General features: G+C 62.2%; 16 protein-coding genes. 6 read left to right on the forward strand and 10 right to left on the reverse strand.

Features of this window, described 5'->3' with window-relative positions; genetic code table 11:
* From NEZ08_RS19805 to NEZ08_RS19825, 5 genes are all read left to right on the forward strand, one after another.
* On the forward strand, positions 1-1,046 hold a 1,046-nt coding region (locus NEZ08_RS19805), incomplete at its 5' end, for an ATP-binding protein (protein ID WP_298110637.1).
* Positions 1,043-1,747: a response regulator transcription factor gene (locus NEZ08_RS19810; RefSeq protein ID WP_298110639.1), complete on the forward strand. Its 705-nt coding sequence runs from the start codon at positions 1,043-1,045 to the stop codon at positions 1,745-1,747. The genes NEZ08_RS19805 and NEZ08_RS19810, both read left to right, overlap by 4 nt.
* Positions 1,748-2,032: 285 nt before the next feature.
* Positions 2,033-2,395 (forward strand): response regulator, encoded by a 363-nt coding sequence (locus NEZ08_RS19815; protein ID WP_367278436.1) that lies wholly within the window; start codon positions 2,033-2,035, stop codon positions 2,393-2,395.
* A gap of 841 nt (positions 2,396-3,236) precedes the next feature.
* Positions 3,237-3,593 carry a hypothetical protein gene (locus NEZ08_RS19820; RefSeq protein ID WP_298110642.1) on the forward strand — a complete coding sequence of 119 codons (357 nt, stop codon included), beginning with the start codon at positions 3,237-3,239 and terminating at the stop codon, positions 3,591-3,593.
* Between the two features lie 137 nt (positions 3,594-3,730).
* Positions 3,731-4,552: an N-acyl homoserine lactonase family protein gene (locus NEZ08_RS19825; protein ID WP_298110644.1), complete on the forward strand. Its 822-nt coding sequence runs from the start codon at positions 3,731-3,733 to the stop codon at positions 4,550-4,552.
* A gap of 68 nt (positions 4,553-4,620) precedes the next feature.
* Here the strand turns inward: NEZ08_RS19825 and NEZ08_RS19830 are convergent, their stop codons facing one another.
* The 8 genes from NEZ08_RS19830 to NEZ08_RS19865 form a co-directional block, all read right to left on the reverse strand.
* On the reverse strand, positions 4,621-5,379 hold the full coding sequence (locus NEZ08_RS19830) for a hypothetical protein (RefSeq protein ID WP_298110646.1): 759 nt from the start codon (positions 5,377-5,379) through the stop codon (positions 4,621-4,623).
* Positions 5,380-5,451: 72 nt separating this feature from the next.
* Positions 5,452-5,919 (reverse strand): hypothetical protein, encoded by a 468-nt coding sequence (locus tag NEZ08_RS19835; protein WP_298110648.1) that lies wholly within the window; start codon positions 5,917-5,919, stop codon positions 5,452-5,454.
* Entirely contained in the window at positions 5,919-6,428 is a 510-nt protein-coding gene (locus NEZ08_RS19840; protein WP_298110652.1) for a DUF6644 family protein, read from the reverse strand. The genes NEZ08_RS19835 and NEZ08_RS19840 overlap by 1 nt, the downstream gene beginning before the upstream one ends.
* Entirely contained in the window at positions 6,425-6,919 is a 495-nt protein-coding gene (locus NEZ08_RS19845; protein ID WP_298110655.1) for a DUF6644 family protein, read from the reverse strand. The genes NEZ08_RS19840 and NEZ08_RS19845 overlap by 4 nt, the downstream gene beginning before the upstream one ends.
* A gap of 1 nt (position 6,920) precedes the next feature.
* The gene (locus NEZ08_RS19850; RefSeq protein ID WP_298110658.1) at positions 6,921-7,313 is read right to left on the reverse strand and encodes a DUF6152 family protein; all 393 of its coding nucleotides are present in this window, start codon (positions 7,311-7,313) and stop codon (positions 6,921-6,923) included.
* Between the two features lie 15 nt (positions 7,314-7,328).
* Positions 7,329-8,114 (reverse strand): hypothetical protein, encoded by a 786-nt coding sequence (locus tag NEZ08_RS19855; protein ID WP_298110661.1) that lies wholly within the window; start codon positions 8,112-8,114, stop codon positions 7,329-7,331.
* A 319-nt stretch (positions 8,115-8,433) separates the two neighbouring features.
* The gene (locus tag NEZ08_RS19860) at positions 8,434-10,542 is read right to left on the reverse strand and encodes an alkaline phosphatase family protein (RefSeq protein ID WP_298110664.1); all 2,109 of its coding nucleotides are present in this window, start codon (positions 10,540-10,542) and stop codon (positions 8,434-8,436) included.
* The gene (locus NEZ08_RS19865; protein ID WP_298110667.1) at positions 10,542-12,287 is read right to left on the reverse strand and encodes a multicopper oxidase family protein; all 1,746 of its coding nucleotides are present in this window, start codon (positions 12,285-12,287) and stop codon (positions 10,542-10,544) included. The genes NEZ08_RS19860 and NEZ08_RS19865 overlap by 1 nt, the downstream gene beginning before the upstream one ends.
* Before the next feature lie 723 nt (positions 12,288-13,010).
* Here NEZ08_RS19865 and NEZ08_RS19870 point away from each other — a divergent pair.
* Positions 13,011-14,537, forward strand: coding sequence for a L,D-transpeptidase (locus NEZ08_RS19870; protein ID WP_298110709.1), 1,527 nt, complete (start codon positions 13,011-13,013; stop codon positions 14,535-14,537).
* Positions 14,538-14,621: 84 nt separating this feature from the next.
* On the opposite strand, the gene NEZ08_RS19875 is transcribed toward NEZ08_RS19870, so the two are convergent.
* On the reverse strand, positions 14,622-15,224 hold the full coding sequence (locus NEZ08_RS19875; RefSeq protein ID WP_298110670.1) for a transglutaminase-like cysteine peptidase: 603 nt from the start codon (positions 15,222-15,224) through the stop codon (positions 14,622-14,624).
* Positions 15,225-15,548: 324 nt separating this feature from the next.
* The gene (locus NEZ08_RS19880; protein WP_298110673.1) at positions 15,549-15,770 is read right to left on the reverse strand and encodes a hypothetical protein; all 222 of its coding nucleotides are present in this window, start codon (positions 15,768-15,770) and stop codon (positions 15,549-15,551) included.
* Positions 15,771-15,822 lie beyond the last annotated feature (52 nt).

The following is a 15,822-nucleotide window of genomic DNA, read 5'->3' on the forward strand; positions in this document are numbered from 1 at the left end:
CGCTGAAATCGGGAGGCAATATCGAGGCGGCGATCTGGTCGGTCAATAGCGGTGGACGGACTCTGCTGGCAACGACTGAAGCGGTTTCTGCGATCGATGCGGCATCGGATGGGGGCCTGGAGGCCTCGGTTCTGGCAGGAAAGTCGGCGATCTTGCGGGATCTGAGGACGGCGCAAGGCTCCGTCGGTTTGGTCGCGATGTGGGCCGATCGAAATACGGAGACGCCCGCCGCGCGCGACTGGCTGGAAGCATTGCTCCAGCTTGGCGCCATTGCATTCGATCGAACGACGCTTGCGAAAGACGTCTTTGAAGCGCGTCTGATCGCCGACCGCGAAGGGCTGCGCACGGCTTTGTTGTCGTCGCTGTCACACGACCTGCGCACGCCGATTGCCACCATCCTCGCTTCAGCGTCGAGCCTGCTTGAAAACGAGTTGCGCTTCGATGAGACGACCCGGCACGAATTGCTGGACACGATCCAGGAACAGGCCGAGCGGCTCAATCGCTATGTCTCGAATCTGCTCGATATGACGCGGCTTGAATCCGGCGTCCTCGCTCTGAGGCGCGTACTGATGGAGCCGGCGGAAGCGATGATCTCCGCCCTCGAACACACGCGCCGAAGGCTCGCTGGCCGGCGCATCGAGCGTGTTTTCACCGCGCCCAATGTCATGATTTCAGTCGATCCGGTGCTGATCGAACAGGCGCTGGTGAATATCCTGGAGAATGCCGCCGAGTTCAGTCCTCCGGGTTCCCTCGTCACTGTCGGCGTCGCACGCGACAACGGCGAGGTGATGCTGACGGTTGCCGATCAGGGACCCGGTGTCAGCGCCGAGGACAGATTGCAGGTTTTTGACAAGTTTTTTCGAGGCGGAGCGAACCGGCGGCGAGAGGGTGGGGTCGGTCTCGGGCTTGCAGTGGCGAAGGGGATCGTGGAGGCTTTCGGCGGACAAATTGGCGTAGAGAGTCCGGTCCGGGATGAGCGCGGCGCGCGGTTTATAATTCGGCTGCCCGCTCAACCAGCTATGGAGCCAGAGGAGTTGGGAGAGTGACCGGTTCAAGCCCGCGCGTGCTGGTGATCGACGATGAACTGCCGATATTGCGCGTGCTGAAGTCGACGCTCGCCAGTTCCGGCTTCAATGTCATGACAGTCCCTTCGGGCGCGGCGGCGCTGCAAACGGTCGCTCAATCGGTGGCCGACGTCATCGTGCTCGATCTCGGGCTGCCCGACATGGATGGCAAGGAGGTCATTCAGGCGCTGCGGGAGTGGACCAAAGCGCCGATCGTGGTGCTGTCGGCGCGTCACGACGAGGAAGAGCGTATTGCCGCACTCGATCTTGGCGCTGACGACTACATCACCAAACCTTTCCATATGGGTGAACTTCAGGCCCGCTTGCGGACTGCGTTGCGCCATGCACAGCGCCAGACGCGCGATGCTTCCACCTATTCGGGACGCGGCCTGGAGGTGGATTTTGATCGCCGCGTCGTAAAAGTCTTGAAGCAGGAGATAGACCTCACGGCCAAAGAGTACGACCTCCTGACCTGTCTGGCTCGCCACGCCGGTCAGGTGGTCACCCACAAACAGCTGCTTGCGGCCGGCTGGGGAGGGACGGTGACCGATACCCAGTTCGTGCGGGTTTATATCGGACAAATTCGCCAGAAGCTGGAGGCCGATCCCAGCGCGCCCGATCTGATCCTGACCGAACCGGGGATCGGTTACCGACTTCGAACAGACGAAGAACAATCCTTATAAAATCCTTACACTTCATCCCAACGCCAAATCCCCCCAAATACCAGCAGCCGCCTCGGCGGCGATCCTCTTGAGTCGTCGAAGGGGAGCGGATGGGGACCTTTTCCGAAATAGGCGCGTGTCGCCTGCCAGCACCTTCAAGGCTGATAACCGCGCCAAGCGGGGATCCGGCCGCCGGCGTTCTGCTGCTGGCGGCAAACCGGTCGGCCGGCGCGGAATCCGTATCGCCTGCAAGCTGATCGAGCATCGGAGGGAGCCGAACTGATTACTCATCCAGACATTCTCGTCATCGAAGACGATGTTCATCTGCAGACCGCAATCGAGGCCGCGCTCGAAGATGAAGGCTTGCAGCCTGCCATTGCCGCCACGGGTGAGGAGGCTGTCACTCTCCTCAAGAGCGATCTCAGCGACTTTCGCGCGTTGGTCGTGGATATCAGACTGCTCGGCAGGATCGATGGCTGGGAAGTCGCGCGCGCCGCGCGCCGGATCGATCCCAATCTGCCAGTCGTTTACATCACCGGGGCGGCGGCCGAGCGCTGGGAAACGCAGGGCGTGCCCAGCAGCGTCCTGCTCAAGAAGCCCTTTGCACCTGCCGACCTCGTCACCGTCATCCGGCAACTGCTGGACAACGGATCGAGCGGCGAACCGTAGAATCGCACGCAGGGGTGTTCGGGGGAACGATGGTGGGCTGGGCGTTCATTCTGTTTTTGACGTCGCACATCTACACGATGAAATTCGACAGCCGGAACGACTGTACGCTCACCCGCGGATTGTTCGCCGCCTTTCCCGTGAGCCAATGTTTCCGGATCAAGGAAGCCGCTCGTCGTGAACGCATTCGATACTGACAACTTCTTTGCTTCATGCCGGGGGGCTCATGGAGAAACCGACTGGGTCCACGCAACGCGTGCCGCGGAGCTATTGCATCTTTTGCGAGGAGAAGACGCCGCACGTGCACGAGCGACTGGCCGTCAACCGAATGCAGGTGGTTCGCTCGCTCTGCCTGACGTGCAACAGAGAACAACCGAGGGAGCGAGCCGAGCCACGGCCTTGATCGCTGGCTTTATCGCCCGCGAACAGAATGAAGACGATAAGGACGCACCGGAGAGACGATTACGATGGCACGCATAGCAATTCCCGTGGTTGAAGTCAGCGCCCCCGACGGAACCAAGTCGTTTTGGGCCGCTTATTCGGTCCCTCACAGCAGGGCTGTCGCAGCCGTGCAGCAAAAGATACCAGCCGACCACACTGCCGAGTTGTCGGTGGTGCGCTTGCCGAATCGATGGACTCCCGACGGTCTGCTTCCGGGCGACATCATCCAGCTGGACTTTGATTTCGTAAGCAGTCTCATATGACAACTGCGCGGCCACCGGAGCGCCGAAACATTATGGAGGGCAAGGGACGGTGACGCTCGGTTCGTTAGCGCTGCCTTGAGGCCAGAATCGAGACCCGGATTTGAATGGTCTTCCCGTAGCCGATTGTCTATGTTGCGCGAATGCTGCGCCTCATCTGTCTGTCCGTCGCCGTTGTCGTCTCGCTGCTTTCGCTTGCCGCGCAGGCCGCGCCGGCCCACAAGCGACCGGGGCACTGGCATGGCTACGGTTTCCTTCCCGGTTATCATCAGCCGCCAAGCAACAGCCAGCCGCTCATTGCCCAGAAGGGCGGGTTGCGTTATGCGGCGCGGCACCACGGGCGCCACTGGTACATCGATCCCGTCCCGCGCTATTTCGGATGGGACGGCGAGTGGCACTATGTCGGTTGGCCGGGCATGTACCGCGGCCGCTACAACGGCGGCAGCTTCGGTCCGTGCTGGACGCGGACGCCGATCGGCCCGATCTGGAATTGCGGCTGATTGGCCGGTCGCCACGGCGCCGTCCGTCACGACTGAAGCAGGCTCACATCTGCGTTGGGACGGGACAAGGCCATTTCGTCCCCGTCGGCGGGCCTATATCCTGCGCCCCGCCGTCATGGCTTTCAGGGGGGGAAACAATGACCAGAACATGGACCGGGCTTGCCGTCGGCGTCGGCCTTTTCGCGTGCCTTGCTTCGGCAGTGCCGGCACAAGCCGCGGAGATATCGCTGGCGCGGCTCGACTGCGGCACGCCGCAGGCGCCGATCGCCGTCAACGGGCGCTTCTCGGATACCTTTGCTTATGGCGAGATGAAACTGCAATTCGTCTACAGCTGCTACCTCATCAAGCATGGCGACGAGTACATGCTGTGGGATACCGGCCACTCCATGACGGCTCCCAACGTTGCGCCGAAGGTGAGCATCGTCGATCAACTCGCCAGGATCGACGTCAAGCCCGACCAGATCAAGTATGTCGGCATCAGCCATTATCACGCCGATCACACCGGCCAGGTCTCATCGTTTCCAAAGGCGACACTGCTGATCGGGGCGAAGGAGTGGGACGCGATCACAGCTCCGAAACCCGCCCAAGGCGTGAACTACAAGCCGTTCGAGAGCTGGATCAAGGGCGACAGCAAGGTCGAGCCCGTGCCGCTCGACAAGGATGTGTTTGGTGACGGTTCGGTGATCATGCTGCGCACACCCGGGCACACGCCGGGCCACACCAGCCTGCTTGTGAAGCTTTCGCAGATGGGGCCAGTCATCCTCTCCGGCGATGCCGTCCACTTCCATGAGAACTACGATTCCGACGGCGTGCCGGCCTTCAACTACGACCGCGCCCAGACGATCGCCTCGATCGAGCGCATCAAGAAGATCCTGGCGAACCTGAAGGGGACGCTGATCATCCAGCACGATGCGCGCGACGTCGGAAAGCTTCCGGTTTTTCCCGAGTTTGCGAAGTAGCCCGGGTGCGGCGCCGCATCCGGCGCCGACGCCCGCCGAGCCACCACGCCTCTGATTGATACGGTTGTCTATGTCTCGCCGGAACGCATCGCGGCGCGTTGCGGCAGCAGCACGATACAGGCAATGATCAGTGCCGCCAGGATCGCCGACGCGCTATAGCGGCTGAAGGCAAACCCGCCGTCCTTGAGCGGCTTGTCGAACAGGTCGCCCAAGGTGGCGCCGAGCGGCCGGGTCAGGATGAAGGCGGACCAGAACAGGGCGGTTCGCGGAAGCGACGTGAAGAAATAGGCCGCGGCGATCAGCACGAGTCCCGCACCGAACACCAGCGCGCCGCCCTCATAGCCGAGACCGTTGGTATCGGCCATCCAGTCGCCGAGCGCCGTGCCCAGTGTCTGGGAAAACAGGATCGCAACCCAGTAGAACGTCTCAATCCTCGGCGTCGCAACCGTGTTCACCGAGATCGACCCTTCCGACCAGTACCAGAGGGCGAGCGAGATCATCAGCAACGCCAGGAGGAGCGATGATCCGCCGGGATAGCCGATTCCGAGCGAGCGATCGGCGAAGTCGGCCATGGTGGTGCCGGCGGTGGTGGTGGCGACGACGACCAGCCAGTAGAGGAACGGATGGAATTTTCGCGTCGCGATCTGTGCGGCAACCGCGGCGGCAAAGATGCCGATGAAGATCGCGCTCGAGACCGCATAGCCAAGATTCATGGACATCGACACGGCGTCGCCGCCGGTTTCGCCGAGCGTGGTGGCCAGGATCTTGATGATCCAGAAGACCAGCGTGACTTCCGGAACCTTGCTTGATTCAATGTCCTGATTCACGCAGCCATCCAATCAATGTCGAGGGTCAGGTTTTCGCAGAAATGCGGCTCATTTGCGCCTTCGGTGCGAGAGCTATTCCAGCCCGTAGTGGCGGTGACAGGCGGCGCAGATGCCGTCCAGACGATCGCTGACCTCAGAGACGGCTTTCAGATCATGCGCTTCGGCGGCCTGGTAGGCCTTGTTCGCGGCATCGGCGAGCCTTTTCACATAGCCGTTCCACTCGGAATCCCGCACCCGTTCTGGAATCATCAGCGCGTTGGTGGCTTCGGCAAGCGTCGCTGCGCCGCTTGCGATGTTCTCCCAGTCGTCATCTGTTTGCGGTGACAGGCTGTGTTCGCCTTTGGCATCGATCACCGCGCCGTTGACACTCCAGATCACCTTCGCCGCCGGCGTCAGTACGTGCTCCATGAAAGTCTTCATGTCGACGTGCGCCTTGAACGGCGGCGTTGCCGGGACCGGCTGGGACATCGATGGCGCTGCTGCAAGTCCCGAACTGATGAACACAGCCGCGAGCGCAACGCGAGGACGAAGCTGCCGCATCACTGCAGCTCTTCCATGGTAAAGCCGATCCAGCGGCCGCAGGCGACGACTGCGATCCAGAGCAGCACCGAGAGGGCGCCGGCCACTCGCACCCGGGGCGGCGGCAATCTCCGTGCTTCCCATTTCGGCAGATCTCTCGCCGCGACGGCGTGGAAAACGATCATGTTGAGTCCCGCCGCGCCGATCAGGGCCATCTTCGTGATGAAGTAGCCGTTCGCCAGGTATTTGGTGGCGTGGGACATGAACAGCAGGAAGCCGGAGCAGGCCGCGACGATGAAGGCGCTCCATGTCAGCGGCAGCACCGCGCTTGTCAGCCGCCCGACAGGCCGGTCGAGCGAGGCAAAGCCGAGCAGCCGCAGGTCGAGCACGAGGATCGATCCTACCACGAGGCAGATCGCCACGACGTGGACGGATTCGATCAACGGAAACAGCAGGTCGTTTTCGCGGATCGCGTCTGCGATGCTGCTATCCTCGAAGAACGCGATCAGTTGCTGGAACAGTGACATCATCCGGCCTGCGTGTAGGCGATCCAGCGGCCGGCGAACAGGATGCCGCTCCAGACCAGGATCGACACTGTCGCCAGGGCGCGGATCGCCGTTTGCCTCTTTTCAAAGAAACCCGGTGAAGCCAGAACCGTCCGTTGCAGGAGGGCCGTCAGCACGATGGCAATCAGCAAAAGCGACATCTTGATATAAAAGGTGGTGTTGACCAGCGAGCGCCTCGGCTCTCCGATGATCAGAAGGCTTCCGGTCAGCAGAAGGATGAGGAGAACGGGCCAGATCGGCGACAGAAATCGCCGCGTGACGGCGCCAAGCGGCTGGTCGCGTTCGAACAGGCGGAAGATGCGCAAATTCACCAGCACCGCCGAAGAGAAGACGATCGCGACGCAGAGAATGTGGATCGTCTGAAGCGTTGGAATGATCCACGTGACGCTTTGGATGGTGTGGCTGAACTCGGTCGATGCCAGCCACTTTGAAAACGTGATCAGCAGCGCTTCCAACTTACTGCTCGCCCGAGTTCAGGCTGTAGGTCAGCTCCTTGCCGTCCTGGAGAACCACCTTGCGGAGGTAACCGCCGGCCTTGCCGTCGCGCAGCGGCAGATAGGTGAACGTTGCGTGATCGCCGGGCTGCAACGCGCGCTTGGTCCAGCCCGAACGTGTCAGCACGCCGGGGCTCGACACCTCGAACACCCAGGTGCCGGACTGCGGCCCTTCCTTGACGTCGGTCTCGACGATGAAGCTGATATGCGGGTTGCTCCAGTTGACCTGCTTGACCGTGCCTTGCACGGTCTGCGGATGGTCACTGTCATAGGCTGCGTTGGAATGGTGCGCGGCGGCCGCGCCGACAAGGCTCAGCGTCAGGCAGGCTGCAATGGACATGGCCTTCGGCGACATCTCGATTCTTCCTTGTTATTTGGCGGTGTGGACCGTTCCGTACGCCCCTTGCGGGTTGGAAACATAGATGTCGTTGCCGTGTTCGTCCTTCCCCGGCAACAGATCCTCCTGCTCGCACTCACCCTCAGCAATCTCGAAATGCCGATCGGGGTAGCGGCGGAAAATTCGCGTCGTCTTCCAGGCCGTGGTGAGAACCTTCGGCGCGGTGATCTCCAGATCGTCATGCATCACGTTCGGCTCGACGAGATGAATGTGCTCAACGATATGCATGTCGCCGTTGTTGGGAATGCCGGCGGCTTCGCTGATCGCGATGTAGGCCTGCGGCACAATCGCCGTGGTATCGACCACCAGCGTGTCGCCCTCCCAATGGCCGATCGAGTAGCCGTGCAGTGAAAGGTCGGGGTCATCCGGCGGCTTGCGGCCATCCGTGTAGATGCGTCGCAGCCGGTTGCCGTCGCCTTCGCCAAGCATGGTGATGCGGCCGGGTGTCACAAGCACCTCCATGGCATTGTGGGCGATCAGCATCCAGCTGGGCATGCCGTGCGGCAGGCAGTGGCTGAGGACGAGAAACGGCCGTCCCGCTTTTTCTTCCGCCACCAGATGCTGAATTTGCGCAAGAGCGTCCGCCGTCCAGGGCGGCATGTTCGTGACCTCCTGGCGCTTCTGATCCTTCACGTCCGGGATCCAGACGCCGCTGAGGTCAGCTGCCGCGTGAGCGCTCGCAGGCGCCAAAACCTGCAGTGCGGCGCAAAGAGAGCCGGCGATCAGAAAGGCCGCCTTGGCAAAGAGTCTGATATTCATACGACCATCCAGTCAAAGCGGCGCGAGGTTAATTTGTACAGTTGACAAAGAAAAGCGGTCGCTTGTCCAGCCGCCCTAAAATCATAGGTGATGCGCGCGATTGGCCTTACTTGGCGCCCCGAAGCGGCGTCTTCGGACGACGCGTCGCCTCGCCAGGAGAACCACGAGGCCTGCATCTTCGAGACGCGCGCGACCGCGCTTCCTCAGGAGTGGGGCTGGTGCGGGTCGCGACGCAGGATGACTAATGAAATGAAAAATCCGCCGGCCCTTTCTTTGGCCGGCGGATGGCTCGTGTGGTCGAAAATCGGACGTCAGCGAATTAGCGGATCCATTCGCCGGGCTCGCCGCCGCCGAAGTCGAACATGTCGAACAGGTCGCTGATGGCCGGGTGGTTCAGCGGAACGTACGGATTGTTCGGCAGCGCGATCGGATTCGGGTAGTTGTCCCGGCTTCGATTGCTGATCGGTTGCAGACCCCAGTTGCGCTCGATGAACTTGATGATCGAGACGTGATCGGAATAGGTGTGCGAGATGTGACCGGGGACCGCGTGCTTTGAGACCACGATCAGCGGGATGCGGGTGCCGTCGCCGAAGTAATCGAGCGGCTGCACATAGCCAGAGTCATAGTAGCCGCCGCCTTCGTCGAAGGTGATGAAGATCGCCGTATCGTTGGCATAGGGAGAGGCCTCAACCTGGTCGACGATCTTCTTCACAAAGCCTTCGAACAGGTTCAGCTTGGACGATGCAGGGTGACCATCGACAAATCCGCTCGGCTTGACGATCGAAACCGCAGGCAGGCTGTGGCTGGAGATGTCGCTGTAGAGGTTCGTCGTGTCCTGGATGTGCGCGGCTACCTGCTCCGGATGCGACATGATCGATGTGTCGTACTGGAACGGATTGCAGATGTTGCAGTACTCGTCAGCGGTCGGTCCGCTGGTACCCCAGTTTAGCTGGTACGGATCGTTGACGTAGTTGTTCCACTGGTCGCCGTAGTACTTCCAGGAGATCTTGCGCTCGTTCAGGCTGTCGCCGATGCTCTTGCGCGTCGACGGCGGGACTGTGAACGGAGTGTTGGCCGGATTGTTGTCGACATAGGCGTTCTTGCCGTTGCCGAAATATCCGGGGTTGTAGTTGTTCATCAGGTAGTAGCGGCCGGCTTCGCAGTTCGGATTGATGCGGAGCGATTCCAGATATTCCCGGATCGGCTTGACGCCGGGCTGGCCAGGATCGGCGCAGTTCGAGTACGAGCCGCCGCCCGAAACCGGGCTGCCATAGCCGCCGGCACCGTAACCGTCCTCGGTGTACCAGTTGTTGGTGCCCGGTGCCGGATTCGGGTTCTCGATCTCACCGACGATGCCTGCGTCCGCAGTGCCGCCGCGAACCTGAATGCCGTTCGGCGGCACGGCCGGATTGCCGTTGGCATCGCTGAAATAGATCATGTCGGCATGGCCGAACATGATGTGGTTGGCACCGGTGCCGCCGTTGACGGACTGGTGGAAGTTGTCGCTCATCGCGTACTTCTGCGCCAGGCTGGTGAAGTAGGGGGCATCGCCCTTTTGCACGTTGTAGAAGCCGAGCGCGGTCGAGCCTTCACCCGTGGTCGCATTGGTGAATGGGGAGGGCTGCACCTTGCCATTGGCGCCGGCGCCGACGCTCACTTCGACCCAGGCGAACAGGTTGGCGTTGCAGCCCGACGGGTTGTCGCGGCTGGCAGCATTTGTGTTGCAGTTCAGCTGCTGCCACATCTGATAGAAGCGATGCACCGGGCTCGCCGCATACGAGTCATAAGTCAGCGTGCTGCCGTTGGTCAGCTGGAAGGGACCTGCCGGCAGGGCATTCACGTTGGTGATGCGGGCGTCCGGTGAACCCTTTTGCAGGCTCGGGTCGGTCGACTGATACCCCCCGGTCAGGAGAAATTGATAGTAGTCGGCAGCCAGTCCCGATTCGGTCGCCTGCGCGTTGGAGATCGTCGCGGGCGAAATATACGAGGTCTTGGCGCCGCCGACCAGCGGGGGCGGCAATTGGTCGTTCGGGAAGTTCTGCTGCGGCGGGCTCAGCAAGAAAGCATCGGCCGGCCCGGTGTCCTGTGCGGCGGTCTGATGTGCCTTCTGGAAGTTGGGTCCCGGAATCGCGTTCTTGTTGGAATCGAGCTTGATGATGCCCTTGGAGAGCAAATTGTCGACGGTTTCGCCCTTCCTGTTCGGCACGTAGGTGGCGAACACGTGATCGAAGCTGCGGTTCTCGCCGATGATGACGATGACGTGCTTGATCGGTGTCCGCGCCTCGCTTTCATGCTCGCCGTGGAATCCGGGGCCGTGGAATTCGAACGGCTCGGCGAGGACCGGGGTAGCGATGAACTGACCCAGCGCCAGCGCGCTGAGGGTCAGACGGCAACCCTTCAGCCAGTGTGACTTGTGCTTGTCGTGCATTAAAGCTCTCCTTTGTTCTGGTTGGTCGGCGTAGTTGAGGTTGAGGTCACAGTGCTCCTCGGCACGACCTTGATCGTTCCCATCATGCCGCCGTCCTCGTGCTCGAGAACGTGGCAGTGGTAGACAAAGGTGCCGACGATGTTGGGATCGCGAAAATCCATGCGCAGCCGCACGCTGGGATAGGTCAGCATCCGGCCGTTGAAGTAGGGAACGTTCACGGTATCGCGCAGGAACGGTTCGTTGACGGGAATCCCGGACCACTCGCGCAGTTGGAAGTGGAGCTGGTGGATGTGGAAATCATGCAGCTCCATCGAGCGGTTCTCGATGATCCAGTCTTCGACGTCACCCTGGTGAACGACGATATCCGGGACGTTCGAGTTCGGATCGAACGGCCTGGGATTTTCGCCGTCCGCCGTGAGAAAGAATTTGGTGGGGCTGTTGGGGTCCTTCGGGTTCTCCTGTTGCTCTGAAAAGAAAAGCTTTCGGACGCGCACCGGCGCGGCGTCGCCAATCCACGGGCGTTCCGGAGGCGGCAACGGTTCGGCGCGCGTCGGCAGCGCCGACGGCGGTTCGCTGGCACCCTCGCTGGCGGTCACCGCCAGCAGCGCGCGGTTGGGATCGTTCTCGCCGGCGGGCCCGGTATCGACCGAACGCGTGACTAGGAGGGCGCCCGAGCCCGCCGGCGGTCCTTCGACGATGAATTCGGCGCGCGCCCCGGGCGGCACGCCGAGATGGTCAACCCACTGCACCGGCAATGACGGGCTGCCCGCAAAATGCAGCGGTACGCCGTCGATGCCGACGATGCCGATCTTTTGCGGCACGCGGTGAACCAGCAAGGCCAGGTTGAGATAAGTGATCGCGGACGCGTTCAGTACGCGCCAGAGCTGCCGCTCGCCCGGTTTCATCGACATCGCAGCCGGCGGATAGTTCGGATAGGGAACGGGCACGAAATTGACGGACAGGTCTTTCGCCGGCTTGCCGAAGCCGGTGCCGGAGTTCAGCGCATCGCCGTCGCTGTCGAGCTGGCTCTTCGACATGACGGGCTCGAATTTCGACGGCGGGGCGTCAGGATTGATGAGATCCTGATCGCGGATCACGATCACACGCTCGGGCAGGTCTGCGAGCTCGCGGTCGGCGCGCTCGATACCTTCAATGATCAGAGCGCCGGAGGCGCCGCCGAGTACCTGCGTCTTGCTGAGGCCGTGAAGATGCGGGTGGTACCAGTAAAGGCCGGGCGGCTCGTCAGCGGGGATGTGCAGCCGATATTCGAACGGCGCATCATCGGGCTGGATCGATGTTTTCAGCACCTCATCCTGGTGGCAGGCCGGCGGAACGGTGAGCCCGTGGAAATGCAGGTTGGTCGAAACCGGCGTCATCGCGCCGCTCTCGCAGGGGTCGAGGCTCTTTTTCGCCGTGCAGATCTGGGCACCGGCAAGCGACCGGCCGATCACGGGCGTTGCGGCGTCGAACTCGGTGAGGTCGTTCTTGAAATGGATGATGAGCTGATCACCCGGCTTCACGCGCAAGGTGGGCGAGGGCTTTCCGTCCGGCGTCAGATAGCAGTAGCGGATGGTACCGTCCGGCAACTTCTGGTCGACAATGCGCAGATCGGTCTCCAGGATGCCGTCGCGGCTGCGCAGATCTTCCGGTTCGGTAATCGTGCTGCCGGGTTCGGGCCGGACACAGACGTTGCGCGGCCTCTCGGCCGCGCGATCGAGGCTCGTGGCGCCGAGCCACGCGCTCACGCTGCTCGCCGCGAGGCCAAGGCAAGCTGCGGCAGCAGCGCCGGAAATCGTCGAAAATCGTTGTCGCACGCCCCACCTGCCAATGCGCAGCCATCGGCCGAACCGATGCCGAGCACCGCTTCAGTCCGCACGTCGCGACCGCGATCACAGAAATTTTTTATTCAACGAGGGAATGTGTCTTGCGACACATCTGACGCGAACCTACCCACGCCTTGTTGCGGGAATCTGGCAGGTTTCTAACGGGCAAATGACAGTTCTTTGCGGCGCATCCGCGCAGCGCTTGAAGATGAGCCGCGAACCCCCTGGTCAATCAATCGAATGGACCGTCACAAGCCAGGGATGCTGCGGACGGGTATGTCCCTGCAAAAAAAAATTTGGTTTTTCGGGGGGATGGCTAGGAGCGCGACCGACAATCCCCTCGATTCGCTGCCGAACCGCCGCTTCGGCAGTTTGCGCCCATCCCGGCGGTGGATCAAACTTTCTCCCAAGTGGTTGGTCCTATATGAGGTTTGACCACCATGGATGGTTCGCGATGGCGGCGAACCATTCGCGGCAGGGCAGGTTAGCTGATTGTGGAGGTTAGCTAATTATAAAGGCCGCGATCTGAGACTTGCTGGCGCAAGCGCGGACAACAGTTTTAAACCGAGGCGTGGCATGTTGGATTGTACTATGAGGGCGCAACCTACCGCGGTGGCACGGCCGAGGGGACTTCGCGGGCGTGCGATGCTCGCGATGATGGCCACGACGGCGGTTATCCTGGCGGCGCCTGAGGCCGGAGCAGCGGCGAGACAGGGGCGCGCCGCGCAAACCTTCGAGGCGAAGGCGCCGCGCGAGGCCGGCGAGCCGATCATGGCGATCGTCTCCCTCAAGAGCCAGAAGGTCACCTTCTACGACGCCGATGGCTGGATCCTGCGTGCGCCGGTGTCGAGCGGGACCACGGGACGCGAGACGCCGGCGGGCGTCTTTGCAGTTGTCGAGAAGGACAAGGACCATCACTCGACCATGTATGACGATGCCTGGATGCCGAACATGCAGCGCATCACCTGGAACGGCCTCGCGCTGCACGGCGGGCCCCTGCCGGGCTATGCGGCATCGCACGGCTGCGTGCGGATGCCTTACGAATTTGCCGAGGATCTGTTCGAAAAGACGCGGATCGGCATGCGGGTAATCATCTCGCCCGATGACGAGGCCCCGGTCGACTTTTCTCATCCGGTGCTGGCGCTGCTCACACCCAAGCCGGCCGCTCTTGCGGCCGCCCCGGTGCGCGCCGATGCGGCGGCCCGTGAGGCCGAGGAGGCGACCCAGGCCGCCGATGAGGCAAAGAGAGCTGCCGCCACGGCGGCGCGTGAGACGACTTCGCTGAACGCCTCGCTGCGCAAGTTGGAGCAAATCAAGACTCGCGCGGCTGCCGAGCTTGCCTTTGCCGATAAGGCGATCGCCCGAGCCCGGACGGAGCAGGCGACGGTGAAAGCCGAACTTCTGAAAGAAAAAATCGCTCCCAAGGCCGAGGAAGCCACGGCACAGCTTGAGGCCGCCAAAGCCGACGGGAAGGCGAAACTTGAGGCTGCCGCTGCGGCAAAGGATGCAGCCAAGGCCGCCGCGGTCAAGAAGGCCGACGCAGCCAAGGCTGCGACCGACGCCAGGCTCGCCGTCGAGCCGTTCTCGATCTACATCAGCCGCGCGACCCAAAAGCTCTACGTGCGGCGCGATACCCACAAGCCCGCGCCGGACGGCGGCGGTGAGGTGTTCGATTCGAGCATCGAGGTTCCCGTCACCATCCGCGATCCTGACCGGCCGATCGGCACGCATGTTTTCACCGCGGTGGCGCGCACCGATACGGGCCTGCGCTGGACCGAGGTCACGATCGACAAGGGCGACGACGCCAAGGACGCGCTTGACCGCATCACCATTCCGCAGGATGTGCTCGATCGCCTCGCGCCGACCGCCGTGCCGCGATCCTCGATCATCGTTTCGGACGAGCCGCTCAGCAGTGAGACCAACTATCGCACCGAATTCGTCGCGGTGTTGAGCGACCAGCCCCAGGGCGGCTTTATCACGCGCAAGCCGTCGATGCCTTCGGCCGATGTCGCGGTCGCCAGCGAGGGCGGTTGGGGCGACAATGGCGGCGGCTTCTTCCCGTTTTTCCAGCGCAGTCCCGAGCCGCAGCGCTACCTGATCCCCCGGCGTGGCGGCCAGGGCTATTATCCGGGGCAACAAGCCTATCCGGCGCAGCAGGGCTGGGGTTGGTGAGAAGAGCGTTTTCGACAGAGGCATGCTGCACAGGACTTGATCCCGGCGCGTGAGTAGGTTCGGGCGAAGAAAACACGTCGACAGCTATCTGAAGTCGCGGACCCCGTCCTCGTCGAACTCGTGCAGCGGAGCGTATTGCCGCGTCGCGGTGCTATCCACGAGGGTCAGCGTGCGGTTGTCGAGAATGAGCCAATGCTGGCCGTCCCTGACGAGGACGGCAAGATGCAGTTCGCCGGGCGGCGTCGTGAGCTGAAGCATCACGAGTTTGCGGTCGCGGGCCGCAATCCCCGCATCGGCAAGCGCCAGGTATTTGGCAATGGCGTAGCTCTTGCAATCGCCGGCCCGGTCGAGCGCAGCCAGCGGCGACAACCACGGCACGTTGGCACGCGTTGCCGGAATGGCGCTGTTGATGGACCGGTTGAGGTGGCCGATCATTTGCCGTCCGCCAAAGCGACGCGCCTCGTCGACGATCGAAATAACGCGTCTCGCTGCGGCAGAATCGCAGGGCTGCTCCCGGCACTGCCTGATCTCGTCTTCGTCTGCTGCGACTTGCTGCTGAAGCCCGCGCCAGGTGGCGATCAAGCCGTCGGATTTGGAGGGCACCGCGTCCCGGCCGAAGGGTTCCATGGCGGAAGCTTGCACAGCTGCGAGCGCCGCAACCATGAACGCGAGGATAGCTGGTTTCATCGGCGGGCTTGGCTCGGTTCCGTAGCGAGAGGCGACATGACAAAACCGCGCCTGGCCTGTCTCGTTCCTGGCCCGCCTCGTTCTCTCGGCCTGAAACCTCTAGCAACCCTGCACGATCATCATAGGTTAACGCGGGAACCCGCATGGCATGAGCAAATGCGCGGTCGACCTTAAGTCGATTTTCAGAGGAGCAGTCCCGGTGCCGGATGTACGCCCGGGACTGCTTCTCCGCTTACTCAACGCCTGTTCGCTTTGGGCCGACGTCATGCAATGGCCGACTGAAGATGCCGTCAGCGCACTGCTGAACGATCAACTAGACACTGATCACCCGGATCCACGCCCCTGGTTGTTGACGGTCGGCGTTATGGCCCTGGGGATGACGCCGCTGGGTCTGGCGCTCGCCGGGACGTGGGGGGCGCTGTTGACCAGCGCCTTCTTCATTTTCGTCTGGTTTGCGTCGATCATCTGGATTTTCGCGCGATACGGCTCGCTGGGTTCGGCGAGCATGTTGCCGAGCGCCATGATGGTCTTGGCCTGGCCTGTCATAGGCGTTCTGTTCGGAATGATCTGGTAGATGAGAACGCCGCAGGCGGTGCAG

The organism is Bradyrhizobium sp. (assembly GCF_027451485.1).
Classification (GTDB): Bacteria; Pseudomonadota; Alphaproteobacteria; order Rhizobiales; family Xanthobacteraceae; genus Bradyrhizobium.